This is a genomic window from Acinetobacter sp. VT 511, assembly GCF_001077515.1.
Taxonomy (GTDB): domain Bacteria; phylum Pseudomonadota; class Gammaproteobacteria; order Pseudomonadales; family Moraxellaceae; genus Acinetobacter; species Acinetobacter schindleri.
In genome coordinates this window covers 116171-141438 of record NZ_LFRE01000094.1, presented here as the reverse complement: position 1 = coordinate 141438, position 25268 = coordinate 116171, and the positions used below count along the sequence as shown (strand labels likewise).

Here is a 25268-nt window from a genome sequence, read left to right as displayed (position 1 = left end):
GTTTCTGTCCTTTCCATTTTCGTGTAAATAGTTAGTCTAACTTATATAGTGTATTAGTAAGACCCCTCTCGCTCTGCCAATTGTGTGAAGTCGGATGGCCAAGGGTCGTTCACTTCAATCATCGCTCCGGTTAACGGATGACTAAACTTAAGCATCTCTCCGTGAAGAGCCTGCCTACCAATGGCATCCGCTCTACCTCCATACAACGCATCGCCAATAAGCGGGTATCCCGCGTAACTCAGGTGTACACGAATTTGGTGTGTTCGTCCTGTATCCAGCTTCAATCGTACAAGGGTTGCTCGTTCCCACACTTCGACGATCTTCACATGAGTAACAGCTTCCTGTCCACTTTCGGAGACACGTCTGCGCTGTTTGTGATGTCTATCCTTGCCAATCGGAGCATCAATTTTGTGGAGTTCAAGGGGGATTTGTCCACCTTCCAGTCTTAACTTTTGGAACAGCATAGGCGCACGTTTGGTTTTGCCCGAAATCACATCAAAGCTGCCGCCAACGCCCATGGTTACGGGAACCTGTAGTGCATCTTTGTGCTGGTGAATCCACGGTTCTTGGGTGTCGGCCCCACGTGCTACAAACAACAGATCAGGTGCTGCTTCTCGAATGGAAGCGACGACCTGTTCATCCTCAGCCGGACCAAAATAACCGTCGCGATAACCCACAATTCGAATCGCCGGATATTGCTGTTGTAACCGAACTGCCGTTTCTTGAATCACCTCAGGGGTAGAACCAAGCAGATATACGCCCCATCGATAGTTTTCTCCAACACGCAGCAATTCATGTAAAAGCTCAAAACCCGGCACTCGCTCAGCTACAGGATCTCCGCATTAATGCTTGAGTCAACGGATGAAATACATCGATTCAAACAAGCTTTCTGACCCTCAGTTCAAGCGATACACAGGCATCTCATGGTCAACTTTCTATTTGATGGTTGAGCAATTGCAGAAGCATGTCTCTGCCAAAGGCAGACCGCCCAAGTTAAGCCTGGAGGATCAGGTTCTGCTCTGTCTGAGCTATTGGCGGGAATACCGAACCTTATTTCACGTTGCGACGAGTTACGGGGTTTCAGAGCCCACAGCCTCAAGAATTGTCCGTCATGTTGAAGACTGCCTGATTCGGTCCAATCTGTTTAATTTACCCAAAGATTTACCCGAGGGCGAAGGCATCGACTGGAATGTTGTGATCGTGGATGCCACGGAAATTCCAATCCAAAGGCCTAAAAAAACAGAAGAAAAGCTATAGCGGCAAGAAAAAGCCCCATACCTTTAAAGTACAGGCCATGATTCACTACAAAACTCAGCAAATTCTGAGTTTATGTACCAGTCGCGGTGCAGTGCATGATTTCGAGTTGTTCAAACGCAATTTAAACCAGATTCCTTTTGGGGCTTTTATCCTTGCAGATAAAGGCTATCAGGGGATTTATGTGTTGTATCCGAATAGCCTGTTGCCATTAAAAGCCAAAAGACACTGTAAATTGGATCCTGAATTGAAAATCTATAATCAGGAAATCAATAAAAGAAGAATCGGAATTGAGCATGTATTTGGCAGCCTGAAAACCTTCAAAATCCTTGCTGAGCGTTATCGAAATAGAGGTAAAAGGCTTGGTTTGAGATTCAATTTAATCGCTGGAATCTACAACTTGGAACTGAGCAAAAAAATGATTTATGAAAGAGGTCTATTTTTTAATATTGAATTTGAAATATAGAACAAAGAGTTATATTGTTTAGTAAAATAATAAAAAATATCTAAGATTTTAAAAATATTAAAGAAATGATAAATATATTCAAATAAATCCAGAAAAATAATTGGGATCAAAAAGTTAATACTGTGGTCGGATTTTAAATAAATACGTTGTTCAGCATGATGCAGCCATTACTTCTTATGTTGGTTAAGGACAAAGAAAATGCGTCGTCATAATTTATGGATAGCAATCATTGCTGCAACAGCGACTTTAGGAACAACAGCTGCTCAAGCTGATTTTATTGACGACAGTAACGTTCAATTAAAATTTAAGAATTTTTATTTAGAACGTAATTATGATAATGAATCTCAAAAAAACTATGGTAACTGGACGCAAGCGGTAACACTAGATGCTAAGTCTGGTTATCACGATATCGGTGGTGGGGTTCAGGTAGGTGCCGATCTATTAGCACAATATGCCGTAGGTTTGAAATCTCCTGATAATGTGAATGATATTCACATGCCATATAGCAACAAAGATCAGAAGACTGAACGTGATAATGCCAGGTTGGGCATAACCTTAAAAGTTAAAGTATCTGAAACAGAGTTGAAGGTGGGTGATCTATTACCAATGTCACCAGTGGTGTTCTTTGATCCATCTCGTCAATTGCTAACGACCTATAGTGGCGCATGGTTAGAGTCTAAAGATATCAAAGACACTAAACTGACCTTGGCTTATATTGATGGTATTAATACGCGTTATGATAATCAATATCAAAATTTAACGCTGTTGCCGCAAAATGATTTTGCTAAAGCTGAAGCTGCAGGTCTATCCACTGATGACGGTATGTATATCGTAGGAATCGACCATCAATTCACACCTAAATTTACTGGTAGCTATTGGTATGCTGATATGACCAATATCTATAAACAGCATTATATAGGTACAGACTATAAAACAACTGTCGGTGAAAAGATTAAGCTCGATGGACACGTTCGCTACTTTGATAACAGTGAATCTGGTGACAAACTTTATGGCAATATTGATAGCCAGGCGGTTTCTGCAGGCCTAAAAGTAAATCAGGGTGCTCATACAGTTCAGTTGGGCTATCAACAAATGTTTGGTGATCATGGTACGAGAGCCACTATGTTCCCGACTCTGGGCGGATGGGTTCCACAACCATATTTAGACAACTGGTCTGTAGCAAGTTTTATTCGTAAAGACGAAAAATCATGGAATCTCGGTTATACCTATGACTTCTCAGAGCTAGGTGCAAAAGGTTTAACTGCAACTTTACGTCATTTTGAAGGATGGAACGTAGATAATGGTGCTGGTAATAAGCGTGGTAAGGAAGATGAAAACAATGTAATTGTTAATTATGTTGTTCCTGAAGGTAAATTAAAAGGCTTAGGTTTCCAATACATGTTCATCGATACCAACTATGACAATATTGCAGGTGGCTTTGATTTGCAGGAACATCGTATTGCAACAACTTATACCTATAAATTCTAAAATTGAGAATTTAAAAGAGCGGTGTATCGACACCGCTCTTTTTTATATCATTTTAAAATTTAAAACCTGAGTATTTATAAGGGATTATTTTAAAAATAATTATATAAAACAATATCTTAAGTTATATATTTTTTATAGTATGCAATCGTAATTTTGTATCAGTTGAGCTGTGCTAAGCGGTTAATATAAAGCTGTAAAAATTCATTTTTTAAAGAGTCAACTTGCCGTCGACCTCTGAATAGATGGACACGCAAGCTAAAGACTGTACGAGGAATCAACATGAGCACTGTTCAAATCCCTGATTATAAAACAGATCCATTCTTTGGCTTAGAAGACAAATGGATTGAAACTGCAGAAGATGAGTTGACTCACTACCACGAAATTGGTGAAGGTACACCAATTCTATTCCTTCATGGTTCTGGTACTGGTGTATCTGCTGCTGCAAACTGGTGGTTGAACCTGCCTGCAATTGGTGAACAAGCACGTTGTATCGCAATTGACACGATTGGTTATGGTCAAACTGTTGTTGCACCAGGTACTGCTTATGGTATCCGTGCTTGGGTTGATCACGCGATCCGTACTCTAGATACTCTTGGCATTGAAAAAACCTGGTTAGTGGGTAACTCTCTGGGTGGCTGGTTGGCATTCCAGATGGCACTTGATTATCCTGAACGTGTTCTAGGTATCGTGTCTATGGGTACTGGTGGTGCAAAACAGACTGCTGCGCTGAAAGCACACGCAAATCCAGTATTAACTGAAGAAGGTATCAAGAAAACTCTTTCTATGTTTGTCGTGAATAAAGACCTGATCACTGACGAACTGGTGAAAGTACGTTTTGCTTCTGCTGCCAATGACTATGCATCAAACCGTTTGATGGATGTGGTTGGCGCACGTGACCGTGACCGTTTCGAATTCCCGTTAGACTTCGAAAAAATGAAAGACATCACTGTGCCTGTATTATTGATTCACGGTACTCAAGACGTGGTGATTCCAGTTTCTCGTACTTGGGACATCCTGAACATCGTGCCAAATGCTGATGCGCATATTTTCAGCCAATGTGGCCACTGGTCTCAAGTTGAAAAAGCAGATGAGTTCAATACTGTCATTAAAAACTATCTGGCTGTTCACGGCGTAAAATAAGTCGTAGCTTGGTGAAAAAGGATGGCTGAAGCCATCCTTTTTTTATACTTAAAAAGATGAACTCAAATGCATTCAATGAGGGTGATTCTCATTAACCACTAATTTAGATTCAAACATAATTTGCACAATATCTTTGGCGTCTAAATCCTTTTTTCTTACCCTTAAAATCGCATTAGACTTAAGTTGTAAAAGCAGGGGATGGTTTGAGTAGTAAATAATCAATTTGGAAATTTTGATAGATTTTTTTAATACAGCAGCTGGCTGAAATATAGATTAAAACGTTAAATACAGATGTTTCTGTTTGATTAAAAAATATACATTTGAATTGGGAGAATAAAAAACGTGCCTCTGAGCTTGTCAGTAAGCGCGTCGGGATTAAGCTAAAGGCTTATTTTTACTGATCGCGATTAATATCGAGATAGAATACACGTGTCAGTAATTCAAGGAATTTCTTCACTGCAACCGAATTGCCATCTTTACGGTAGCTGACATATAGATCCAGATAAGGCAGCTCAACGTCTAAGGGGCGAATCACCGTATTGTTCATGGTCAGTGGCGCGATATAGCCTGGCAGAATAGTACAACCTAAACCAATCCCGATCGAATTGATGTTAAACAGAATATTGTCTGCTTTCTGCACAATATTAAATTCAATACCATTGGCTTTAGCGAAGTCCAGGATAGCATTGTGCAGTATCAATGATTGTTCTGCTGAAGGAATAATAAAATCAATGCCATTGAGGGCTTTCACCGGAATACGGTCATATTTCGCAAGTGGATGATCTTTCGGAAGAATAAAGATCAACGGTTCACGAATGACAAACTGGCTTTCAATCTCGTCACTGTTGAAGTTATGACGGGTAAAGGTCAGATCTAGCTCACCTTTTTTGAGCAGTTTCATCTGTTCAGTGTTATTCAGGCTGAGCAGTTCAATTTTTAGGTCTGGATTTTGAACGCGCAGATTTGGCAGCACATAAGGGAAGATTTTCATCTCTGCTACAGGAACGAAACCAATGCGCAGCATCTGCTGCTTGGCTTGTGATACCTGGCGTGCCATGGCAATCGCTTTATCTGCTTGAGCCAGCGTCAGGCGTGCCTGTTCAAGGAATACAGCACCTTCCTCAGTGAGTTCGACTTTACGCTTAGTACGGTTGAGTAGCTTTACGCCGACATCTTCTTCCAGGTCTTTGATTTGCTGACTCAAAGAAGGCTGTGCCGTATAAAGTTTGAGTGCCGCCTTACTAAAGTTCAGTTCTTCAGCAACGGTAATAAAGTAACGAAGATGTCGTAATTCCATAAAACTAGCCCGTCGAGTAATCCAAAAAATGTCTTACTATAATTTCAGAAGAGTATAATCTATAAACAACTATGTCGTGAAGATTATTTTCCCATTCATAAACTAAATGCTCTGGCGGAATTAATAGATGTTTTAATATAAAAATTCACGTGCTTAATAATTGTTTTAAGCTCTTAATTGAAACAAAAAAAATATTTCCCGAAAAACGCTGTCAAATCCATCATCGTTGAAAAGTTGAGTCTATTACTTTGTGCCAAAGATAGGTCACAGGAGAGCTTTTCATGAGTGGAAAAATTGATGTGCGCGAAATCGATGCTTTAGTCGATGCACAAAATGGACGTATTACGCCATCTATTTATACAGATCCTGACATTTACGAATTAGAACTCGAACGTGTTTTCGGTCGTACTTGGTTATTCCTTTGCCATGAAAGCCAAATTCCTAAGGCTGGTGATTTCTTCAATACCTACATGGGTGAAGATCCAATCATTGTGGCACGTCAAAAAGACGGCTCAATCAAAGCATTTTTAAACCAGTGCCGTCACCGTTCTATGCGTGTGAGCTTCGCTGACTGTGGTAATACCCGTGCATTTACTTGCCCATACCACGGCTGGTCATATGGCATTGACGGTTCTTTAAAAGATATCCCGCTTGAAGATCGTGCTTACCCGCATGGTGCATGTAAAGAGCAATGGGGTCTGGTTGAAGTGAATCGTGTGAAGTCTTACAAAGGCTTGGTATTTGCTTGTTGGGATGAAACCACACCTGACCTAGAAGAATACATGGGCGATATCGCGTGGTACTTAGATGGCGTTGTTGACCGTCGTCCAGGTGGTACTGAAATCATCGGTGGTGTACACAAGTGGGAAATCGAGTGTAACTGGAAATTTGCAGCGGAACAGTTCGCATCTGACCAATACCACGCCTTGTTCTCTCACGCTTCTGCGATCCAAGTATTGGGCGCAAAACCAGATGACGAATCATCTAAGAAATTAGGTGCTGCGCAAACTGCTCGTCCAGTTTGGGAAACTGCCAAAGATGCGATCCAGTACGGTTCACGTGGTCACGGTTCAGGCTTCTTCTTCACAGAGAAACCAGACGCAAACGTATGGGTTGACGGTGAAGTTGCCAACTACTTCCGCGAAACTTATGACGAAGTTAAAGAGCGTTTAGGTGAAGTACGTGCACTGCGTCTTGCAGGTCATAACACTATGTTCCCAACACTATCTTGGTTGAACGGTACTGCAACACTTCGCGTATGGCACCCACGTGGTCCAAACAAAACTGAAGTTTGGGCATTCTGTATTGCCGATGCTGAGGCATCTCAAGAAGTGAAAGAAGCGTTCGAACGCTCTGCAACTCGCGCATTCGGTCCTGCTGGCTTCCTGGAGCAAGATGACTCTGAAAACTGGATCGAAATCCAAAAAGTTTTACGTGGTTACAAAGCACGTCAAAACAAACTCATTATGGAAATGGGTAAAGGCAACGAGAAAGTACGTGAAGATGGTATCCCGGGTATCACTAACTATATTTTCTCTGAAACTGCAGCACGTGGTATGTACCGCCGTTGGGCAGATTTATTGATTCATGAAAAATGGGAAGACGTTGAAGCTGCGGCTGACGAATATGAGAAGGAGCTTATGAAATGAGTCAAATCAGTTTAGAACTTCATCACCAAATTAGTCAGTTCCTCTATCGTGAAGCCAAGCTTCTTGATGACTGGAAATTCCGCGAATGGTTAGACACGCTAGCTGAAGATATTTCTTACACGCTACGTACTACACCAAGCGCTCAAACGCGTGACCGTCGTCGTTCAGTTGAACCACCTACTACCTGGGTATTCAACGATACGAAAGATCTTTTAGAACGTCGTGTTGCTCGTCTGGAAACAGGTATGGCTTGGGCTGAAGAGCCTCCATCACGTACCACTCACATGGTGAGCAACGTGATCGTAGAGCCGACTGAAGTTGAAGGCGAATACGATGTGTACGTGACATACCTTCTGTACCGTACCCAGAAAGAGAAAGACGTTACGATTTACTGTGGTAAACGTCATGACAAGATCCGCAAAGTTGAAGGCGGCCTAGGCTTACAGATCTTCAACCGTAAGATCACGCTTGACCAAGTTACCTATAACTCACATAACCTGAGTGTGTTCTTCTAATGAATAAGATTTTTGTTTGCCAAGTTGACGAATTAGACGAAGGCGAAGCGTTAAAAGTGGATTGCGGCGTAAACGGTATCGAAGCGCTTGCTGTATTTAACAATGGCGGTGAATTCTTCGCTATGAACGATAAATGCAGTCATGGTAATGCTTCTATGTCTGAAGGTTACCTTGAAGATGACGGTACTGTTGAATGTCCATTGCATTCAGCACGTTTCTGTTTAAAAACAGGTGAAGCATTGTGTCTACCTGCAACTGATCCAATCAAAACTTTCCCGGTTGTACTTGAAGATGGTGCGTTATACGTAGAGATGGCAGGAGAGTAATCATGGGGTGGCTAAAAGGCGAAGTTGCACTCATCACTGGTGGTGGTTCAGGTCTCGGTTGGGCACTGGTAGAACGTTTCCTGGAAGAGGGCGCACAAGTGGCCGTTCTTCAGCGTTCACAGTCTAAAGTCGATGCACTGAACGCACATTTTGGTGACCGCGCGCTGGCAATCGCAGGTGATGTGGCCAGCTATGAAGACAACGTCCGTGCTGTTAAAGCGACTGTAGAACGTTACGGTAAACTCGACTGTTTCGTGGGTAATGCCGGTATCTGGGATCACTATGCCGATATCGTCAATACCTCAGGTGAGCAGCTGGAAAAAGCCTTTGACGAGATTATGGGCATTAATACCAAATCTCTGATCCTCGGTGCGAAGGCTGCACTGGATGCATTGATCGCTTCTGAAGGTTCTATCATATTTACTTTGTCTAATTCGGCACTGTACTCCGCTGGCGGAGGCCCTGTATACACAGCATCTAAGCATGCAGGGGTGGGCATTATGAAAGAACTGGCTTACGAACTTGCACCTAAAGTCCGAGTCAATGCCGTTGCGCCGTCAGGTATGAATGTGAATATCAAAGGCGCTGCATCGCTCGGCCAGGAAAATGTGGGCCTGCTCGATGCGCGTGATCCTGAGAAAATTGCACGTGGCATGCCACTGAATTTCTTGCCTGAACCGGAAGACATGACCGGTTCATATGTGCTCTTGGCATCTCGTCAAAACAACCGTCCTTTGACTGGTGTTCTGATTAATGCAGAATGCGGTCTAGGTATTCGTGGTCTACGTCAGCCACGTGCCGGTTTCTTTGACGAATAAAAATCTAGTCTGAAATGGACTTTTCGGCAGCCTGTTCTTTGCTGCCTTCCTTTTAAGGAGTCTCTCATGGACGTTAAACTTATTTGTGCATCGCACAGTCCTTTAATGGAATTTGCTTCACCGCAGGAAAAATGCAAAGAACAGGCTGTTCGTGAAGCGTTTGAAAAACTGTCTGCTGAAGTAAAAGCTTACGACCCAACCCTGATCATTACCTTTGGTCCAGACCATTTCAATGGTTTCTTTTATGACCTGATGCCAAGTTTCTGCGTGGGTATTCGTGCGACTGCTGCAGGGGACTGGGACTATGGTAAAGACAATGCACACATTGATGTACCAGAAGACAAAGCACTGGGCTTGGTCCGTCGTGTACTCGATGAGGGTGTGGACATTGCATATTCTTACCGTATGCAAGCCGACCATGGCGTGACTCAGCCATTGCACTTCCTGTGCGACGGCAAACTTGATCGTTATCCAACGATTCCAATTTTCATTAATGGCGCTGCAGCACCAATGCCAACCACGAAGCGTACCATCGCTTTAGGCCGTGCTGTAGGTCAGTTCATCAAATCTCTGAACCTTGAAAATGAGCGTGTACTGGTTCTGGGTACAGGTGGTCTGTCACATGATCCACCGACTCCGCAAATGGGTTCTGTACCACCAGAAGTGGAAGAGTTCCTGATTGCGGGTCGTAACCCGACACCTGAAGCACGTAACGCGCGTCAGTCAAAAATCATTGCAGTGGGACAAAAACTGGCAGCGGGCGACACCTCTGTTGCAGTTCCTCTGAATGCTGAATGGGATATCGCATTGCTTGAAAAATTCAAGAATGCTGATTTTGCTGCACTGGAAGCCATGACTGAAGCTGAAATCCGCCGTGATGGTGGCCGTGGTGGTCAGGAAGTTCGTTCGTGGATGGCGGCATTTGCTGCTTTAAGCGAAATGGGCGAGTACGAAATGACAACGCATTGCTATGAAGACATCAGTGAATGGATTGCAGGCTTCGGTATCGTATCTGCAGAGTTAAAAGGTTAATTTACATGAGCAACATCGAAACCATCGTGATTGTGGGTGCTGGCCAAGCTGGTGCAAGCGCAATCCTAGAACTTCGTGCTAACAAATTCGAAGGTAAAATCATTCTGATCGGTGATGAAACGCATCTTCCTTATGAGCGTCCACCACTATCTAAAGACGTGATTTTGCGTCCTGAAGAAACCAAGATCGAAATTTTGTCAGAAGAAAAACTGGCAGAACTTGGTGTTGAAACCATCCGTGGCAATGGCGTGCAAAAAATTAACGCTGAGGCGAAAACGGTTGAACTTCAAAATGGTGACGTTGTTGCTTATGACAAATTGCTTCTTGCAACAGGTGGTGCGGCACGTCGTTTGCCAAACTTCGATGCACTTGGCAAACACGTTTACACACTGCGTAATCTTGAAGATTCACAAGCGCTTGTACCTGTATTGCAGAAAGGTCAACGCATCATCCTCATCGGTGGTGGCGTAATCGGTCTTGAGCTTGCATCATCTGCACGTTTTAAAGAATGTGAAGTGACTGTGATTGAGATGGGTCCAATGGTGATGGGTCGTTCATCGCCACGCATCCTGAGCGAATTCCTGCTTGAACAGCAAAAATTGGCAGGTGTAGACGTTCGTCTTTCAACGTCAATTGCAGACTGCAAGCTTGATGGCGAAGAAATCGTGGTGACTTTGGGTGACGGCGAAGAACTTCGTGCGGATGCTGTAGTTTACGGTATTGGTATTGTGCCAAATGCACAGCTTGCGGTTGAAGCAGGCCTTGATATTGATCTTGCAATTAAAGTCAACGAAAACTGCCAAACGTCGAATCCTGACATTTATGCAGCGGGTGACGTTGCGACTCAGCTTCGTGACTGTGGTAACCACCGCCGTGTTGAAACGTGGGAAAATGCCAACCTTCAAGCAGGTATTTTTGCACGTCACGTGATGGGTGTTGAGCATCCTACACCAAACCCAGCGTGGTTCTGGACAGATCAGCTTGATATTAACTACCAATTCGTGGGTGATATGGCAGCGGCTGAATGGCATGTTCGTGGCGAAATCAAACCTGAATTGCGTAGCGAGTCTTCATTTGTCTTGTTCGGTGTAACAGATGGTGTGATCGTGGGTGGTATTACTGTCAACGCTGCCAAAGAAATGCGTCATCTTAAAAAGTTGATCAGCAAGCAAGCTGCATTTGAAGCTGATAAGTATTTGGATCTGAGCCAAGATCTTCGTAAGCTTGTGAAATAACTTTGCGTTATTTATGAGTTTACAAAAGGGCAGACCTTGGGCAACCTAGGTCTGCTTTTTTATGCACTTTACTTTGTTGTCACGACCTTAGTTGTCATTATATTTGAGTAAAGTTTGCGTATAGGTGATTTTTACTTTTAAAAGATTAAAAGTAACAAAAATCTTTTGATCGTTTGAGGGTATATCCCTATACCCCAAACGATCCAGCGGCATCCCTGTCGCTCCCCGTATTGTTGAATGCAGATTTGAACATAAATTTGGTTCGATTCTATCTAATACATTTTTATTGAGCAGTTTATGAGTTCAAATTCATCATCTCCCATGATTGTCACGGCAAGTATTTATGCTTTGTTGGTACTCATTTGGGCAGCGACGCCACTTGCGATTGTCTGGAGTGTGGCGGAAGTGCATCCCATGTGGGTGCTGATCATCCGTTATTTTGGGGCATCCTTAATTGCCTTAGCCCTACTTAAAATCATGCGTGATCCGCTGCCATTTGACGCAGTGTCCATGAAAAGTTATTTGGCAGGTAGCTTAAACTTGATTGGCGCACAACTGTTTATTTATCTTGCTGCCAATTACTTAACTTCAGGTTTGATGGCATTGATTTTTGGCTTGTCACCGCTGATTGCGGGTTTAATCGGTCATGTGATTTTAAAGACTCATAAATTGGTGTGGTTGCAATGGCTCGGTATGGCGGTTGCGGTGAGTGGCTTAACGTTTGTATTTGCCGACTCTGCTGAAAGCAATGTCAATCCTTGGGGTGTGGTGCTGATGGTGATTAGTATGATCTCCTATATTAGCTCCATTTTCTGGGTCAAACAGATTAATGCACCGCTGAAGCCGATGTCGCAAGCCACAGGCTCATTGATGATTTCTGCTGTCGGTTCATTGGCACTGGTTCCTTTTATTTGGCAGCATTTTCCGACGCAAATGCCAAGTACAAATGCCATCATTGGGTTTATCTTTACTATGATTTTGTCGTCCATTGTGGCAATGCTGTGCTATTTCTGGCTCATTCGTCGTTTGGCAGCGTCGACAGTATCTTTAAGCAATGTGATGACACCTGTGATTGCATTGGTCTTGGGGGCAACCTTGAATAACGAATACATTAGTTCAAATGCCTTTGTTGGCATTGTGATCGTAATGTTTGGAATTGTGATGTATTTCTGGAAGGAATGGCGCGAGCAGTATTTTTCTAAATCCTAAGCTGTATTACTCAAATTAAAAAAATATTTAGAAAGGAAGCCAAGGCTTCCTTTCTGGTTTTTGATGCAGAAAACCGGGTAGGGATGTCTTCTCTGCCCCTTTCAGAACGGCAGATGAGCTCAAATCCAGGCTTTAAGTCAAAGATAGTCGCATCAGATACAATAAACAGTATTTCCCGCATTGTTCAGTAATGTGCATCAAACCCAAAATTTGCTGCTGATGTTCCACATGGAACAGTTGCACCTGCTGCACATCCTCATAGTCAATAATCTAATGACAGATCCTCAGGACCTATACGTCATTCAGCAAATGAGGCGAAAACATACTGATTATGCTCACACTTCCAGTCAAAAAGTGTGCTGATCAGTACAGATGATAAACATTGTAAGGATAAAGATTCTTGGAAAAAATGAGAACAACAAAACGATAAACAATTTATGCCGGCAGTTTATTAAGATGCAATTAGATAAAATGAAAAATCAAATAGATCCATCTGTTTGACAATAAAAACCAGGACAAATTTGCATGTCGTCTGAATCTAATAAAATTGTGGTATATGCTGCGCTGTTTGGCAATCTGGCAATCGCACTGGTTAAATTTGTCGCGGCCTATATTACCAACAGTTCTGCCATGTTGAGTGAAGCTATTCATTCGGTAGTGGATACCCTGAATGAAATTCTTCTGCTGCACGGCATGAAAAAATCTCAAAAACGCCCCGATGCATTGCATCCCTTTGGCTATGGTCGAGAGCTATATTTCTGGGCCTTTATCGTTGCTTTACTGGTCTTTGCTTTGGGCGCCATTGTATCAATCTATCAGGGTATCCAGCACATCATCCACCCTGAAGAAATGCGGGACCCGATGATCAACTATATTGTGCTCGGTATTGCGATATTATGTGAAGGAACTTCCTGGTTTGTGGCTTTAAAAGCCTTTCGCAAACACAAAGGCAAAATGGGATATTTTGAAGCTTTTAGACGCAGTAAAGATCCAACTACCTTTACTGTGTTATTTGAGGACACAGCTGCATTGATTGGACTTTTTATTGCGCTGGTGGGTATTTTCCTCGCACATCAGCTAAATATTCCTGAGCTGGATGGGGCGGCCTCAATTCTAATTGGTGTGGTACTCGCTGTATCGGCCTGGCTGTTGGCGCGTGAAACAAAAGGGCTGTTACTTGGTGAAACTGCAGATCCGAAACTGCGGGAAAATGTGCTGCTGATTGCGCAGGAGGATATCGCAGTATTTAGTGCCAATGGAGTACTGACCGAACAGATCGGTGCACATCAGGTGATTGCTTCTTTAAGCCTGGAGTTTATGGATAATCTGAATTCGGATGATATTGAAGCCTGCGTCAACCGGATCGAAGCGCAGATCAAACAGATCCATCCGGAAATTATTACCCTGTTTGTGAAACCACAAACTCAGGCCGTCTGGCTGGAACGTACCCAGGGACGTCTATAAGAAGCTATTTTTTTAATTGATATGGATAGAAAATATCTTCAAATAGCAGCCTTTTAAACTGCATATTCAGATCACTGTTTTAAATAGGCGTAGCGGCGTCTATTTTTGCCAATACCATCCCTAAAGACAACAGTAAGCAGACGCAAAAGTGCGTCTTGAACTAAAAATCTCAGGATTCAAATCAATCTTTGTAATGATTGCTAGACTCATGTTGTCGCTGGAGCGCCTTTCTTACATCTATGTTCTATAACTTTAGTCGAATAACAAAAGCAATCTTGAAGATGGTTTAATTTTCATCAACTCACCAGTTCTCTGCAATTTCCCCTAGAAAATTGCAAAAAATAAATAAACAATAGATTTACAAGCTTTTAGATAGAAGAAAACGATGGTTTGTATTCATAAAAATTGTTTTAGCTTGTCACATAAAAGGGGTATGTTGAAGTAAATAAGATGTTTAAACAGTTCAGATCAAACAGACTTTATAAAGTTTTGGAGCTACAAAATGACACAAGATTTGCAAGCATCCGGCTGCCCATTTCATCAAAAACACGAAGGTACAGCAGCAACAAATGCCAGCTCACACAATACGGATTGGTGGCCAAATGCGCTTAACCTCGACATTCTTTCTCAACACGATAGAAAAACCAATCCTTTTGATCCCGACTTTGATTATAAAGCAGCATTTAATTCCCTTGACCTTGAAGCAGTAAAACAAGACCTGCGTGAACTGATCACGACCAGCCAGGCATGGTGGCCAGCAGATTATGGCAGCTATATTGGTATGTTTGTTCGTACTGCCTGGCACTTGGCAGGTTCTTACCGTAAGCAGGATGGACGTGGTGGTGCCAATACGGGTAATCAGCGTTTTGCACCGTTGAACAGCTGGCCCGATAATGTCAATACCGATAAAGGCCGTCGTCTGTTATGGCCGATCAAGAAAAAATACGGTAACAAGCTCTCTTGGGGTGACCTGATTATCCTCGCAGGGACAGTGGCCTATGAAGTTGCAGGTTTGAAAACTTTCGGTTTTGCTGGTGGTCGTGAAGATATCTGGCATCCTGAAAAAGATGTGTACTGGGGTGATGAACGCCAATGGTTGGCACCGACCGAAAGCCGTTATGAAAATAACCAAGATCGTTCAACGCTAGAAAATCCTCTTGCTGCGGTGCAAATGGGTCTGATCTATGTCAATCCTGAAGGAGTGGATGGTGTACAGGATCCTTTACGTACGGCACAGGATATGCGAGTCACTTTCGACCGTATGGGCATGAATGACGAAGAAACAGTTGCCTTGACCGCAGGTGGTCATACCGTAGGTAAGTCACACGGCAATGGTAAAGCAGATTTGCTTGGACCAGATGTTGAAAGCGCAGATATCGAATTTCAGGGCTTGGGCTGGCATAACCCGGAAGGGACTGGTAACGCGGCGAATACCATGGTCAGTGGTCTGGAAGGTGCCTGGACCACCAACCCAACCAAATGGGACAATGAATTCTTCTATCTGCTGCTCAACTATGAATGGGAAAAAACTGTTAGCCCGGCAGGCGGGAAACAGTGGGAACCGATTAACATCAAGGAAGAAGACAAACCATTTGATGCGCATGATACCAGTGTACGCCGTAATCCGATGATGACCGACGCTGACATGGCACTGAAAATTGATCCGGAATACCGTAAAATTTCCGAGCGTTTCTACCGAGATCCGGCTTATTTCTCTGAAGTATTTGCACGCGCATGGTTCAAACTGACCCATCGTGATATGGGGCCAAAATCCCGTTACCTTGGCCCAGATGTACCAGCTGAAGATCTGATCTGGCAGGACCCAATTCCAAAAGTGGACTACACCTTGTCTGAGGCTGAAATTGAGGAACTCAAAGCAAAATTACTGATCAGTGGTTTAACCCCAACCGAACTGATCAATACGGCTTGGGATAGTGCACGTACTTACCGTGGTTCGGATTATCGTGGTGGTGCCAATGGAGCGCGTATCCGTCTAGAGCCACAACGTCAATGGGAAGGGAATGAACCGGAACGCCTGAATAAAGTATTGAACAAACTTGAGGAGATTCAGGCGGGTCTTGAGAAGAAAGTCAGCATTGCCGATCTGATTGTATTGGGCGGTAGCGCAGCGATTGAACAGGCAGCCAAAGCAGCAGGTGTAAATATCAAGGTGCCATTTACACCAGGCCGTGGCGATGCATCTCAGGAACAGACAGATGCCTATTCATTTGAAGACCTGTTACCGAAATACGATGGTTTCCGTAACTGGCTAAAAGATGAATATGTGGTTCAGGCTGAAGAGCTGCTAGTCGATCGTGCACAACTGTTAGGGCTGACTGCACCTGAGATGACTGCGCTGGTTGGGGGTATGCGTGTACTCGGAACCAACTATGGTGGTGCGCCAGAAGGTGTCCTCACCAACAATGTTGGTGTCTTAAGCAATGACTTCTTTGTGAACCTGACGGATATGAACTATCAATGGAAAGCAACTGGCCGTAACCAGTATGACATTGTTGAACGTGCGACAGGAGTGAAGAAATGGACTGCAACACGTGTAGACCTGGTCTTTGGTTCGAATTCGATTCTTCGTGCTTATGCAGAAGTATATGCTCAGGATGACAATAAAGAAAAATTCGTGCGTGACTTTGTCAAGGCATGGGTCAAAGTCATGAATGCAGACCGTTTTGATGTGAAACGATAATTTTTCGATCTTGAAATAGGAAACCGGTCCTAGGGCCGGTTTTTTATTACCTGAATTTTTATTGGTCAATCAGCTCATAGAACGACCAGTCATGAAAAATAGATGGTCTTACTGAAAACTTAATAGGTATTCGCCACTTTTTCTCTATACTGGACTGAAAACCACACAACAAAAATGAAGATTAAGGAAGATAAGATGAACACATGGACAACCCATCAGATCAGCAATCAGTTTGATGAAAAACAGGACTATAACCTGTTTGCAACTGATACCACTTTGCAGGAAATTTTGCAGAGCTATGGTAGTCAGGATCAGACAATTTTAAATGAAATGGGGCAGGTGGTCGGTTCATCAGAATATTATCAATATGCCGATCTGGCAAACCGGCATACGCCTATTCTGCATGCTTTTGATGCCCGTGGTCGCCGTCGTGATTACATTGAATTTCATCCTGCATGGCATCAATGGATGCGCATCAATCGTCAGTTTGATAGTCATGCACATCCTTTTAATCAGGCTGAATCAAAATCTAAATGGGTCGACTGGGCAGCACGGTTTTACCTGAGTGGACAGGTAGAATGTGGCAGTCTGTGCCCAACTTCGATGACCCTTGGCAGTATTCCCTTAATTCAGCGTGAACCGGAACTTTGGGCCAAAATCGGCGATAAATTATTATCTACTGAATACGATGAACGTGATCTGCCGATTGCCCAAAAAAAATCAATCTGGCTGGGTATGGGGATGACCGAAAAGCAGGGTGGTTCCGACGTTCGGGCGAATGAAACCTTTGCCATGCCTATCGGTGAATCAGGTCGAGGACAGGCTTATCTGCTGACCGGTCATAAATGGTTTTTTTCGGCACCGATGTGTGATGCTCATCTGGTCGTAGCGAAAACTGAACAGGATGGTCTGGCCTGTTTCTTTGTTCCACGTTGGCGTGAAGATGGAACCAAGAATAATATTCATGTACAGCGCCTCAAAGACAAAGTTGGGAATCGTAGCAATTCCAGCTCGGAAGTCGAGTTTCAGGAAGCTTGGGGCATCATGATCGGTGAAGCAGGACGGGGTATCCCCACCATTATTGAAATGGCGAATTATACCCGTCTGACCTGCTCGGTTGGCAGTACTGCGATGTTACGTCAGGCGCTGGTGCAATGTCTGGTCTATACCCGACAGCGTAAAGCTTTTGGCAAGCATCTGGCAGCACAGCCCTTAATGCAGGCAGTACTGGTTGATCTGGCACTGGAAACAGAAGCGGCAATGCAGTTGAGTTTCTATCTGGCTTCCTGTTATGAAAATGATGATGCCTTGTCACTGGCCTGGAAGCGGATTATGACCCCGGCGTCCAAGTTCTGGACCTGCAAACGTACCGTAGAATTGACCGGTGAAACCATGGAAGTCTTTGGTGGCAATGGCTATGTCGATCATGGCATCATGGCACGAATTTTCAAAGAAGCGCCAGTGAATACCATTTGGGAAGGCTCAGGCAATGTCATGTGTCTGGATGTACTGCGTGCCATTGGTCGTGAACCGGAATCGATTGACATACTGTTTCAGGATCTGGCTGCTACTGCAATGCAGGATGAAAGACTGAAACAGGAACTTCAAACGCTGTTTAAACTGTTCCAGCAGCCTGCAGATGAACTGCAATTTATGGGGCGCAGTCTGGTCAGCCGTTTAACTCTTTTAGCTCAAGCTGTATTGTTAAAACGTCATGCACCTGAATTTATTTTTAATGCATTTATTCAGACCCGATACAGTGAGTTTCATGGGCGAGTAGTAGGTATGATGAGTGCCAAACAAGGAGATGTAGAGAGGATTTTGGAACGGGCTTTAGCTCAAGACTCATCTTCATGAAATATTAAAAAGGAGGAGAGAATAGCTTCTTTTTAAAAGCTATTCTCTAATCTTTCAAATCCTAAAAATATTGAAAACCACTTGAAATATGTTGAATAGAGCGCAATATATGTACAGTGTCAATTCAGATGCTATGTCAAAAAACAGGTGAAAAGATGACAAAGAAAAAACAGCTGCCAGAAGCAGTAATACATAACTTTGTGGCCAAACACATGCATGAGGTCAACAAAAGCCAAGTGTTTACGGACCGCAAAAAAGATGCAAAACGTGGCTATAGCAAGCACAAAAAAGGGAGATACTCAAATGACTATCTCCCTTTTTGTTTATGGCAGTTTTGCTAAATTTAGCAGCTTAAGCTCCCACGATTCGGGTCGCGCCTTTCACCATATCTCCCAGACCATGCGTGCGGAAATAATGTTCCATCCAGCTTTTTACGACCAGCGGATTATCCAGTTTTAGAACATGTTCCAATAAGTCCTGAGCATCCGGCATGGGGACATGACAAATCGTCTTACGCACCCGCAGAATATTACTTGAACTCATTGACAGGGTATTAAAGCCCATGGCCATCAGCAGCACAGCCGAAATCGGATCACCTGCCATTTCCCCGCATATACTGATCGGTTTTTCATTACGATGACAATCCTGTACCAAACGGGTCAGGGCACGTAAAACGGCAGGGTGCAAATGCGAATAAACGTTGGCGACACGCGGGTTATTACGATCCACTGCCAGTAAATATTGGGTCAAGTCATTAGAGCCGACCGAGAAGAAGTCGACAAATTCAGAAAATTCATCAATCTGATACAGGACACTCGGCACTTCTAGCATGATACCAATTTTAGGCTTGGTGATCTTGACCTGTTCTTCTTCCTGGACTGCAACCCAGTCACGCTCCAGCAAATATAGTGCTTCTTCTACTTCGCTGACACTGGTGATCATTGGTAGCAGGATATGTAGATTATTCAGTCCAATACTGGCTTTTAACATCGCACGAATTTGCGAAGAGAAAATTTCTGGATGATCGAGGGTAAAACGAATCCCGCGCCAGCCCAATGCCGAATTTTCTTCTTCAATCGAGAAGTATGGCAGGTCTTTATCTGCCCCAATATCGAGGGTACGCATCACCACCGGTTTGTTGGCGAAATGAGTAAGTTGCTGGCGGTAAATGGCACGCTGTTCTTCTTCACCCGGGAAGCGGTCGCGCAGCATAAACGGAATTTCAGAACGGTATAAACCGACGCCTTTGGCACCGCGCTGTACACCGCGTACCACATCAATCATCAAGCCTGTATTCACGAACAAGCGTACAGCTACACCATCTGGGGTAATCGCATCCTTGGTTTCATACTGACGCAGATCTTTGGCGAGCTGTTCTTCTTCTTTCTGAATTTCTTTATAACGGGTACGCAGACGACGTGGCGGATTGATAAATACCCGACCCTGATGCGCATCAACAATCATTTCGACATCATCAAGGGTATTGATAGGTAATTCGGTCACACCCACTACGGTCGGAATACCGAGTGCACGCGCGACAATCACCATATGTGAATTCATTGCACCTTCAGTGGTGACAATCGCTGCAATTTTATCAACGGGTAATTCTACCAGCGCTGCGGTCGAGATTTCCTCGCCAATCAGGATGCTTTCATCGGTCAGTTCACGATGGCTTTCATCAGCTTCCTGTAATTTAGCCAGAATCCGGCGGCCTAAATCTTTCAGGTCAGCAACACGTTCACGTAAATAGTCATCTTCCATCTGGGCAAACTGCGCCACATGGTTTTCAATGACAATTCGTACCGCTCCTTGCGCCCAGTGACCTTCACGGATCAGTTCCTTGATTTCAGCTGGCAGGGCATTTTCGTCCAGCATACGCAGGAACACACTGAACAGTGCACGTTCCTCAGCCATGAGAGCATCCTGCATCTTGTCATCGAGAGACTGGATTTCCTCACGTACGGAATTTAGCGCGTTGTCGAGCAGGGCAAGCTCTTCGCTGATGTCATCCGCTTCACGATCCGGAACAGCACCCAGATCCGCAGGCGGATAAAGAATCACGGCACGACCTAGAGCAATACCACCTGAACCTGATACGCCCTGGAAGGTTTTATAAGCAGGCAGATTGCTAGGTTTGCGGAACACGTCAATATTGCCGACTGCATGGGCATGGGCAATTACACCGGAGAGCTGAGCACAGAGCGTCACTAAGAAGGATTCAGCAGCTTCTGAGAAATCCTGAGGTTCTTTATTCTGAACAACAAGAACGCCCATGACCTTACGGCGGTACATGACCGGAACGCCAAGGAAAGAGTTATAAATTTCTTCCCCCGTTTCAGGTAAATACAAGAAACGCTCATGTTTCGGGGCATTGTCAAGGTTGACGATTTCCTCGCGCTGTCCGACCAGCCCCACCAGACCTTCACCGGTTTGCAGCGACACATGGCCCACCGCTTCAGGTTTTAGGCCCTTAGATGCCATCAGTAGATAGCGCTGGTTGCGCTCATCCAGCAGATAAATGGAGCAGACGTCGACCTGCATCGCCTGGGCTACCTGATTAACCATAATGTCGAGCGATTCATGCAAACTGGCTGACGCATTGATCTCTTGAACAATACGTCTCAGGGTCTCCAGTTGCATATTCGACATTCGCGCTGCTCCTTCGTAATTTAGGGTCCGGTATCTTCTTTATTTATAACAATAACTGCCTAAAAAATCTGCATATTTATGCAATTCTTAAGGTTTTTCCTTGGGAAGTTGCTGACACAGTTCTACCATGGCCTTGCGGTATACGTCACGTTTAAAATTCACGACCTGACCGAGCGGGTACCAGTAACTGACCCACTGCCATTGATCAAATTCGGGCGGGTCAGACAGATCAAGCTGAATGTTCTGTACTGACGCCGTCAGTTTGAGTAAAAACCACTTTTGTTTCTGTCCGATACACACCGGATCTGAATCCGTACGAATGTACCGGTGCGGCAAACGATAACGCAGCCAGCCTTTGGTTTGCGCTATAATTTGGACATGTTCGGGCAGTAAGCCGACTTCTTCTCTCAGCTCACGGTAGAGTGCCTGCTCAGGGGTTTCTCCATATTGGATACCTCCTTGTGGAAATTGCCATGCATTGTGTCCAATGCGCTTCGCCCATAAAACCTGTCCAGCATCGTTTGCCAAAATGATCCCGACATTCGGTCGGAAACCTTCAGAGTCGATCATTTGGCACCTAATATTGTGTAATTTATGCCTTTGCCCTCGGGGATTTTTATTTCTGTATCCAGCACGAAAAAAGCAAAGTTTAAAAATGTTAAAATTGCTATGATCTTAACGAATTTCTATCGACTAGCGGAGATAGATTTACAATTTTTTTCTTAAATTTCAGTTTTTACGAGTATTTTCATGAAATTGGCGCTATTTGATCTCGATCACACCTTGTTAAATACAGATTCGGATCATTCTTGGGGGGAATTCTTGGTCAACGAGGGCCTGGTTGACCCTGTTCATCACCGTGCCATGAATGACAAGTTCTATGAAGATTATAAAAAAGGTCAGCTGGATCCCTATGCCTATAATGAATTTGTCTTTGAATTTTTAACCAAACATGACAATGATTATCTGACTGAACTACATCAACTATTCATGCAAAAAGTCATTCGTCCCCAAATGCGTCCAGAAGGTTTTAAGGCAATTGAACGTCACCGTGAAGCAGGACATGAATTGGTCGGTATTACCGCAACTTCTGACTTTATTACTGCGCCAATTTTCCGTGAATTTGGTATTACTGAAATTATCGCGACGAATGCTGAAATTGTTGATGGTAAATATACCGGTAAAGTGATCAATACTGCCTGTTACCAGAAAGGCAAACTGATCCGCCTGGAACAGTGGCTGGAAGGCCGTGATGTGACCGAGTCCTGGGCCTATTCGGATTCAATCAATGACCGCTTCTTGCTGGAACATGCCGATCATGCCATTGCAGTCAATCCGGATGATCGTTTAGAAGCACTGGCGAAAGAGCAGGGCTGGGAAATTCAGGACTGGTCAATTTAATCATCTGAAGCGTTCAAATTTGTGAAGCACAACTCAGGTTGTGCTTTTTTATGTGCACAGATTCAAGGTGAAAAATAAACTATTGTCACACTCGCTCACTGCAGCTCATGCTAAGCTTAACTTGCATAATGAGAATAAGGGAAACTCAGAGGTAGTTGAAATGAATAAAGTAAGACCACGCATGACGCACCTATTTGAACAGTTGGGCCTGGATGCCAGTGAGGAAGGAATTGCAACCTTCATTAACGATCATCAGCTGCATAAGGATTTTAATCTGCTGGATGCACCCTACTGGTCTGAGGCACAGCGCCAGTTTCTCGCTGAAAAGATTGCGTCTGATGGTGAATGGGCCATCGTGGTAGACCAACTGAATGAATCCCTGCATGAGGATGCGACCATCGAAATCTGAATGTATCTTAAAACCAAAAGCCAGTCCGATGACTGGCTTTTTATTTGATTTCGGCGTTTTAACGTATGCGTTTCCATAAAGTGACCTGTGACAGGGTATGCTGATATTTACGCGCTGTTTCACGGATCACAAAAGGAATATCTATAGGTTCAGCCAGCATTTCAAAATGTGGACTCAATAATTTCTGTATTCCATCTAAGGTCGTACAATTTTCTCCAGCCCGCTGAAAACCGCCCAGCCATTCACTACGCGCGGTATGTTCGTCCAGCCAGGTATAAGGTGAAGCCAGCATCAGAATACCGCCAATATTCAGTCGCTGATGAATCTCGTGCAAAAAGGCTTTAGGGTGGTGCAGCCGGTCAATCAGATTGGCTGCCAGAATGAAATCATATTCCTTAAATTGCGGTTTTAGATTACAGGCATCCGCCTGATAAAACTCGACCTTGTGAGCAACCTGATCAAGTCCAGTCTCTTGCAGTGAACAGGATTTATATTCGACCAGTTCACCTTCAACCGGAATGGTATAACCTAAAGTTTCACCTTGCGCTAAGGCTATACCTTGCTGAATAAAACGTGCCGAGAAATCTAGACCTGTTACCTGTTCAAAATGCTGCGCCAGTTCAAAGCTGGCGCGTCCTGTGGCACAGCCAAGATCAAGTGCTTTTTTTCTGGCAGTTTTTACAAAATAAGGCTCGGCGAGGATAATGAGAGACCTGGCAAAATTCGGAACGCCAAAATACTCCTGACCATACTGAAATTCCAGATACTGCGAAATCAGTTCATCCGTCTGATAATGTGAATGATAAGGTGAAACTGGTTCATCTGATCCAGCCACATAGCGAAAACCCGCATGCTGGAAAAAGTGTCGTCTAAAGGCATAGCGGGAACTATGCAAAGCTTCATTACCCCCTGAAATCCAGGAACCGCCTTTAATCAGATTATGCCGATCATCGAAGGTTGGGGTACTAAAGTCATCATAAATTGGATGGACCTGAAAACCTTCAAAGGGATAGATTGCAGTTTCAGTCCATTGCCAGACATTGCCTTGTACATCATAAAACTCGCCTTGCTGGAACTGATGTACCGGACAAGGATTGGGGGAGTGTTGCAAGGCAATATTAGCTTCTAAAGGCAGTGGTCGTTTAGGATCCAGGCCGACATGGTCATACAGCCGATACCATTCATCTTCGTTCGGCAAACGGATTGATTCACCGGTTTGTAGTGATTTCCAGTTACAAAAGGCTTTAGCTTCGTGGTAATTCACCTCGACTGGCCAATCCCACGGCATTGGAATTTCTTCCAGCATGATACGTAAATGCCAGCCATCCTCTTTTTTGATCCAGAAGCTTGGATGTTGCGCTTCAATAAATTCCAGCCAGGCTTTACCTTCTTCACTCCAGTATTCTGGCTGCTGATAACCATCAGCTTCGACAAAGTTGAAAAATTCCTGATTGGACACCAGAAATTGTGATGCCTGAAACGCATTGATTTCCGCTTCATGCAGACCGTATTCATTGTCCCAGCCATAATATGGGTCATTGAAATTTTTATTCAGTCGAACTGTTCCCGCAGGAACAGGAAGAAGCTGGTTTTTTGGTGCAGGGCCAGTCAGGATTCGGGCATGCCATAGTGGATGATTCTGCACATATTGCAGTTGATGTTGTCGAATCAATACTGACGAAGTTTCCAGATGGATTCGTTCATGTTCAATGCCCATCAGGATCGACCACCATGGATTCTGCCAGTTGAGGGGGAGTTCTAGAGGTGCATTTTCTATGATCTTCAGTACCAGGGCTCGTACCCGGTGCCGATACGCTTTTACTTCACTGACTTCAGGCCAGTCATAATTCTGTTCATCCAGATCGTCCCAGCTCATCTCATCTACACCGATGGCAAAGATACTTTCCATATATGGGTTCAGCTGTTGAGGAATCAGTTTGCTGAGCAGCAGTTTATTGACAAAAAAAGTAGCGGTATGACCGAAATAGAAAATCAGCGGATGACGCAGGCTAATCGGTTTGACATAAAATGCTTCTTCATTGCGCAGACAGTCAAACAGGGATTCGTAGGTGTCAAAGGTATTCAGGAAATATTCACGAATCACATGGCGCGCTGTGGAAATGTCTTCAAAGTTTAAATTAGGTGTTGGAAGCAGGCGAATTTTGCCCTGTTGCCAAGGGCTGTCGTCTGCTAAATATGTAGGTGACTTACTATTTGGCTGGTTAGATTTAAATAAGGTTGAATCGGGCTGCATCCATCAGACTCCATTAAGAATTTTAAGATATTCCACTGGTAAGTCCGCGCAGGGAATATCTTAAACTTAATGCAAAGCAGGATGCAGTTGTTGCTCATTTAGGT

22 protein-coding genes and 1 pseudogene are annotated in these 25268 nt (G+C 44.0%); 17 read left to right on the top strand and 6 right to left on the bottom strand.

Annotated elements, in window-relative coordinates; translation table 11 throughout:
• Window positions 1-53 precede the first annotated feature (53 nt).
• Together ACS72_RS18925 and ACS72_RS18920 are read right to left on the bottom strand one after the other, a co-directional pair.
• Window positions 54-464, bottom strand: coding sequence for an RluA family pseudouridine synthase (locus ACS72_RS18925; protein WP_283936050.1), 411 nt, complete (start codon window positions 462-464; stop codon window positions 54-56).
• Window positions 450-827 (bottom strand): annotated as a pseudogene (locus ACS72_RS18920) (WecB/TagA/CpsF family glycosyltransferase); the annotation flags it as partial. The pseudogene ACS72_RS18920 and the gene ACS72_RS18925, both read right to left, overlap by 15 nt.
• Window positions 828-861: 34 nt before the next feature.
• On the opposite strand from ACS72_RS18920, the gene ACS72_RS15180 reads away from it, so the two are divergent.
• From ACS72_RS15180 to ACS72_RS15165, 4 genes are all read left to right on the top strand, one after another.
• Window positions 862-1257, top strand: coding sequence for a transposase family protein (locus ACS72_RS15180; RefSeq protein ID WP_008306679.1), 396 nt, complete (start codon window positions 862-864; stop codon window positions 1255-1257).
• Window positions 1205-1720 carry an IS5/IS1182 family transposase gene (locus ACS72_RS18430; RefSeq protein WP_048882560.1) on the top strand — a complete coding sequence of 172 codons (516 nt, stop codon included), beginning with the start codon at window positions 1205-1207 and terminating at the stop codon, window positions 1718-1720. The genes ACS72_RS15180 and ACS72_RS18430 overlap by 53 nt, the downstream gene beginning before the upstream one ends.
• Before the next feature lie 198 nt (window positions 1721-1918).
• Window positions 1919-3208 carry an OprD family outer membrane porin gene (locus ACS72_RS15170; protein ID WP_008303364.1) on the top strand — a complete coding sequence of 430 codons (1290 nt, stop codon included), beginning with the start codon at window positions 1919-1921 and terminating at the stop codon, window positions 3206-3208.
• A 279-nt stretch (window positions 3209-3487) separates the two neighbouring features.
• Window positions 3488-4348 carry an alpha/beta fold hydrolase gene (locus ACS72_RS15165; protein WP_008303363.1) on the top strand — a complete coding sequence of 287 codons (861 nt, stop codon included), beginning with the start codon at window positions 3488-3490 and terminating at the stop codon, window positions 4346-4348.
• A gap of 394 nt (window positions 4349-4742) precedes the next feature.
• Here the strand turns inward: ACS72_RS15165 and hcaR are convergent, their stop codons facing one another.
• Window positions 4743-5645: a DNA-binding transcriptional regulator HcaR gene (hcaR, locus tag ACS72_RS15160; protein WP_048882559.1), complete on the bottom strand. Its 903-nt coding sequence runs from the start codon at window positions 5643-5645 to the stop codon at window positions 4743-4745.
• Between the two features lie 281 nt (window positions 5646-5926).
• On the opposite strand from hcaR, the gene hcaE reads away from it, so the two are divergent.
• The 11 genes from hcaE (at window position 5927) to ACS72_RS15105 (ending at window position 18792) form a co-directional block, all read left to right on the top strand.
• On the top strand, window positions 5927-7294 hold the full coding sequence (gene hcaE, locus ACS72_RS15155) for a 3-phenylpropionate/cinnamic acid dioxygenase subunit alpha (RefSeq protein ID WP_008303359.1): 1368 nt from the start codon (window positions 5927-5929) through the stop codon (window positions 7292-7294).
• Window positions 7291-7809: a 3-phenylpropionate/cinnamic acid dioxygenase subunit beta gene (gene hcaF, locus ACS72_RS15150; RefSeq protein ID WP_008303357.1), complete on the top strand. Its 519-nt coding sequence runs from the start codon at window positions 7291-7293 to the stop codon at window positions 7807-7809. Before hcaE ends, hcaF begins: the two co-directional genes overlap by 4 nt.
• Window positions 7809-8135, top strand: coding sequence for a 3-phenylpropionate/cinnamic acid dioxygenase ferredoxin subunit (gene hcaC / locus ACS72_RS15145; protein ID WP_008303354.1), 327 nt, complete (start codon window positions 7809-7811; stop codon window positions 8133-8135). Before hcaF ends, hcaC begins: the two co-directional genes overlap by 1 nt.
• A 2-nt stretch (window positions 8136-8137) precedes the next feature.
• Window positions 8138-8953, top strand: a complete 816-nt coding sequence (gene hcaB / locus ACS72_RS15140; protein WP_008303347.1) for a 3-phenylpropionate-dihydrodiol/cinnamic acid-dihydrodiol dehydrogenase — start codon at window positions 8138-8140, stop codon at window positions 8951-8953.
• Window positions 8954-9019: 66 nt separating this feature from the next.
• Complete coding sequence (locus ACS72_RS15135; RefSeq protein ID WP_008303345.1) at window positions 9020-9985, top strand: 3-carboxyethylcatechol 2,3-dioxygenase; 966 nt, start codon at window positions 9020-9022, stop codon at window positions 9983-9985.
• A 5-nt stretch (window positions 9986-9990) separates the two neighbouring features.
• On the top strand, window positions 9991-11220 hold the full coding sequence (gene hcaD / locus ACS72_RS15130) for a 3-phenylpropionate/cinnamic acid dioxygenase ferredoxin--NAD(+) reductase subunit (protein ID WP_008303344.1): 1230 nt from the start codon (window positions 9991-9993) through the stop codon (window positions 11218-11220).
• Between the two features lie 297 nt (window positions 11221-11517).
• Window positions 11518-12429: a DMT family transporter gene (locus tag ACS72_RS15125; protein ID WP_034592114.1), complete on the top strand. Its 912-nt coding sequence runs from the start codon at window positions 11518-11520 to the stop codon at window positions 12427-12429.
• Window positions 12430-12954: 525 nt separating this feature from the next.
• Window positions 12955-13893, top strand: a complete 939-nt coding sequence (locus tag ACS72_RS15120; protein WP_008303341.1) for a cation diffusion facilitator family transporter — start codon at window positions 12955-12957, stop codon at window positions 13891-13893.
• 502 nt (window positions 13894-14395) lie between these two features.
• A complete protein-coding gene (gene katG, locus ACS72_RS15115) occupies window positions 14396-16594 on the top strand; it encodes a catalase/peroxidase HPI (RefSeq protein ID WP_008303322.1) in 2199 nt (732 codons plus the stop codon).
• A gap of 195 nt (window positions 16595-16789) precedes the next feature.
• Window positions 16790-18451, top strand: a complete 1662-nt coding sequence (locus ACS72_RS15110) for an acyl-CoA dehydrogenase family protein (RefSeq protein ID WP_008303320.1) — start codon at window positions 16790-16792, stop codon at window positions 18449-18451.
• A 155-nt stretch (window positions 18452-18606) separates the two neighbouring features.
• Window positions 18607-18792 (top strand): hypothetical protein, encoded by a 186-nt coding sequence (locus ACS72_RS15105; protein ID WP_008303319.1) that lies wholly within the window; start codon window positions 18607-18609, stop codon window positions 18790-18792.
• Window positions 18793-18802: 10 nt separating this feature from the next.
• Here ACS72_RS15105 and ptsP read toward each other — a convergent pair whose 3' ends face one another.
• Window positions 18803-21100 (bottom strand): phosphoenolpyruvate--protein phosphotransferase, encoded by a 2298-nt coding sequence (ptsP, locus tag ACS72_RS15100; protein WP_004813340.1) that lies wholly within the window; start codon window positions 21098-21100, stop codon window positions 18803-18805.
• Window positions 21101-21187: 87 nt separating this feature from the next.
• Window positions 21188-21670 (bottom strand): RNA pyrophosphohydrolase, encoded by a 483-nt coding sequence (locus ACS72_RS15095; RefSeq protein ID WP_004813339.1) that lies wholly within the window; start codon window positions 21668-21670, stop codon window positions 21188-21190.
• 180 nt (window positions 21671-21850) lie between these two features.
• Here ACS72_RS15095 and ACS72_RS15090 point away from each other — a divergent pair, with 180 nt between their 5' ends.
• The gene (locus ACS72_RS15090; protein ID WP_008303318.1) at window positions 21851-22501 is read left to right on the top strand and encodes an HAD family phosphatase; all 651 of its coding nucleotides are present in this window, start codon (window positions 21851-21853) and stop codon (window positions 22499-22501) included.
• Window positions 22502-22661: 160 nt separating this feature from the next.
• Entirely contained in the window at window positions 22662-22910 is a 249-nt protein-coding gene (locus ACS72_RS15085; protein WP_004813337.1) for a DUF2789 family protein, read from the top strand.
• A 58-nt stretch (window positions 22911-22968) separates the two neighbouring features.
• Here the strand turns inward: ACS72_RS15085 and ovoA are convergent, their stop codons facing one another.
• Window positions 22969-25164, bottom strand: a complete 2196-nt coding sequence (gene ovoA, locus ACS72_RS15080) for a 5-histidylcysteine sulfoxide synthase (RefSeq protein ID WP_048882558.1) — start codon at window positions 25162-25164, stop codon at window positions 22969-22971.
• Window positions 25165-25268: the final 104 nt, after the last annotated feature.

Coding starts and splice junctions, on each gene's coding strand:
- ACS72_RS18925 (WP_283936050.1), bottom strand. CDS start 464: ATGCTGTTCCAAAAGTTAAGACTGGAAGGTGGACAAATCCCCCTTGAA.
- ACS72_RS15180 (WP_008306679.1), top strand. CDS start 862: ATGAAATACATCGATTCAAACAAGCTTTCTGACCCTCAGTTCAAGCGA.
- ACS72_RS18430 (WP_048882560.1), top strand. CDS start 1,205: ATGCCACGGAAATTCCAATCCAAAGGCCTAAAAAAACAGAAGAAAAGC.
- ACS72_RS15170 (WP_008303364.1), top strand. CDS start 1,919: ATGCGTCGTCATAATTTATGGATAGCAATCATTGCTGCAACAGCGACT.
- ACS72_RS15165 (WP_008303363.1), top strand. CDS start 3,488: ATGAGCACTGTTCAAATCCCTGATTATAAAACAGATCCATTCTTTGGC.
- hcaR (WP_048882559.1), bottom strand. CDS start 5,645: ATGGAATTACGACATCTTCGTTACTTTATTACCGTTGCTGAAGAACTG.
- hcaE (WP_008303359.1), top strand. CDS start 5,927: ATGAGTGGAAAAATTGATGTGCGCGAAATCGATGCTTTAGTCGATGCA.
- hcaF (WP_008303357.1), top strand. CDS start 7,291: ATGAGTCAAATCAGTTTAGAACTTCATCACCAAATTAGTCAGTTCCTC.
- hcaC (WP_008303354.1), top strand. CDS start 7,809: ATGAATAAGATTTTTGTTTGCCAAGTTGACGAATTAGACGAAGGCGAA.
- hcaB (WP_008303347.1), top strand. CDS start 8,138: ATGGGGTGGCTAAAAGGCGAAGTTGCACTCATCACTGGTGGTGGTTCA.
- ACS72_RS15135 (WP_008303345.1), top strand. CDS start 9,020: ATGGACGTTAAACTTATTTGTGCATCGCACAGTCCTTTAATGGAATTT.
- hcaD (WP_008303344.1), top strand. CDS start 9,991: ATGAGCAACATCGAAACCATCGTGATTGTGGGTGCTGGCCAAGCTGGT.
- ACS72_RS15125 (WP_034592114.1), top strand. CDS start 11,518: ATGAGTTCAAATTCATCATCTCCCATGATTGTCACGGCAAGTATTTAT.
- ACS72_RS15120 (WP_008303341.1), top strand. CDS start 12,955: ATGTCGTCTGAATCTAATAAAATTGTGGTATATGCTGCGCTGTTTGGC.
- katG (WP_008303322.1), top strand. CDS start 14,396: ATGACACAAGATTTGCAAGCATCCGGCTGCCCATTTCATCAAAAACAC.
- ACS72_RS15110 (WP_008303320.1), top strand. CDS start 16,790: ATGAACACATGGACAACCCATCAGATCAGCAATCAGTTTGATGAAAAA.
- ACS72_RS15105 (WP_008303319.1), top strand. CDS start 18,607: ATGACAAAGAAAAAACAGCTGCCAGAAGCAGTAATACATAACTTTGTG.
- ptsP (WP_004813340.1), bottom strand. CDS start 21,100: ATGTCGAATATGCAACTGGAGACCCTGAGACGTATTGTTCAAGAGATC.
- ACS72_RS15095 (WP_004813339.1), bottom strand. CDS start 21,670: ATGATCGACTCTGAAGGTTTCCGACCGAATGTCGGGATCATTTTGGCA.
- ACS72_RS15090 (WP_008303318.1), top strand. CDS start 21,851: ATGAAATTGGCGCTATTTGATCTCGATCACACCTTGTTAAATACAGAT.
- ACS72_RS15085 (WP_004813337.1), top strand. CDS start 22,662: ATGAATAAAGTAAGACCACGCATGACGCACCTATTTGAACAGTTGGGC.
- ovoA (WP_048882558.1), bottom strand. CDS start 25,164: ATGCAGCCCGATTCAACCTTATTTAAATCTAACCAGCCAAATAGTAAG.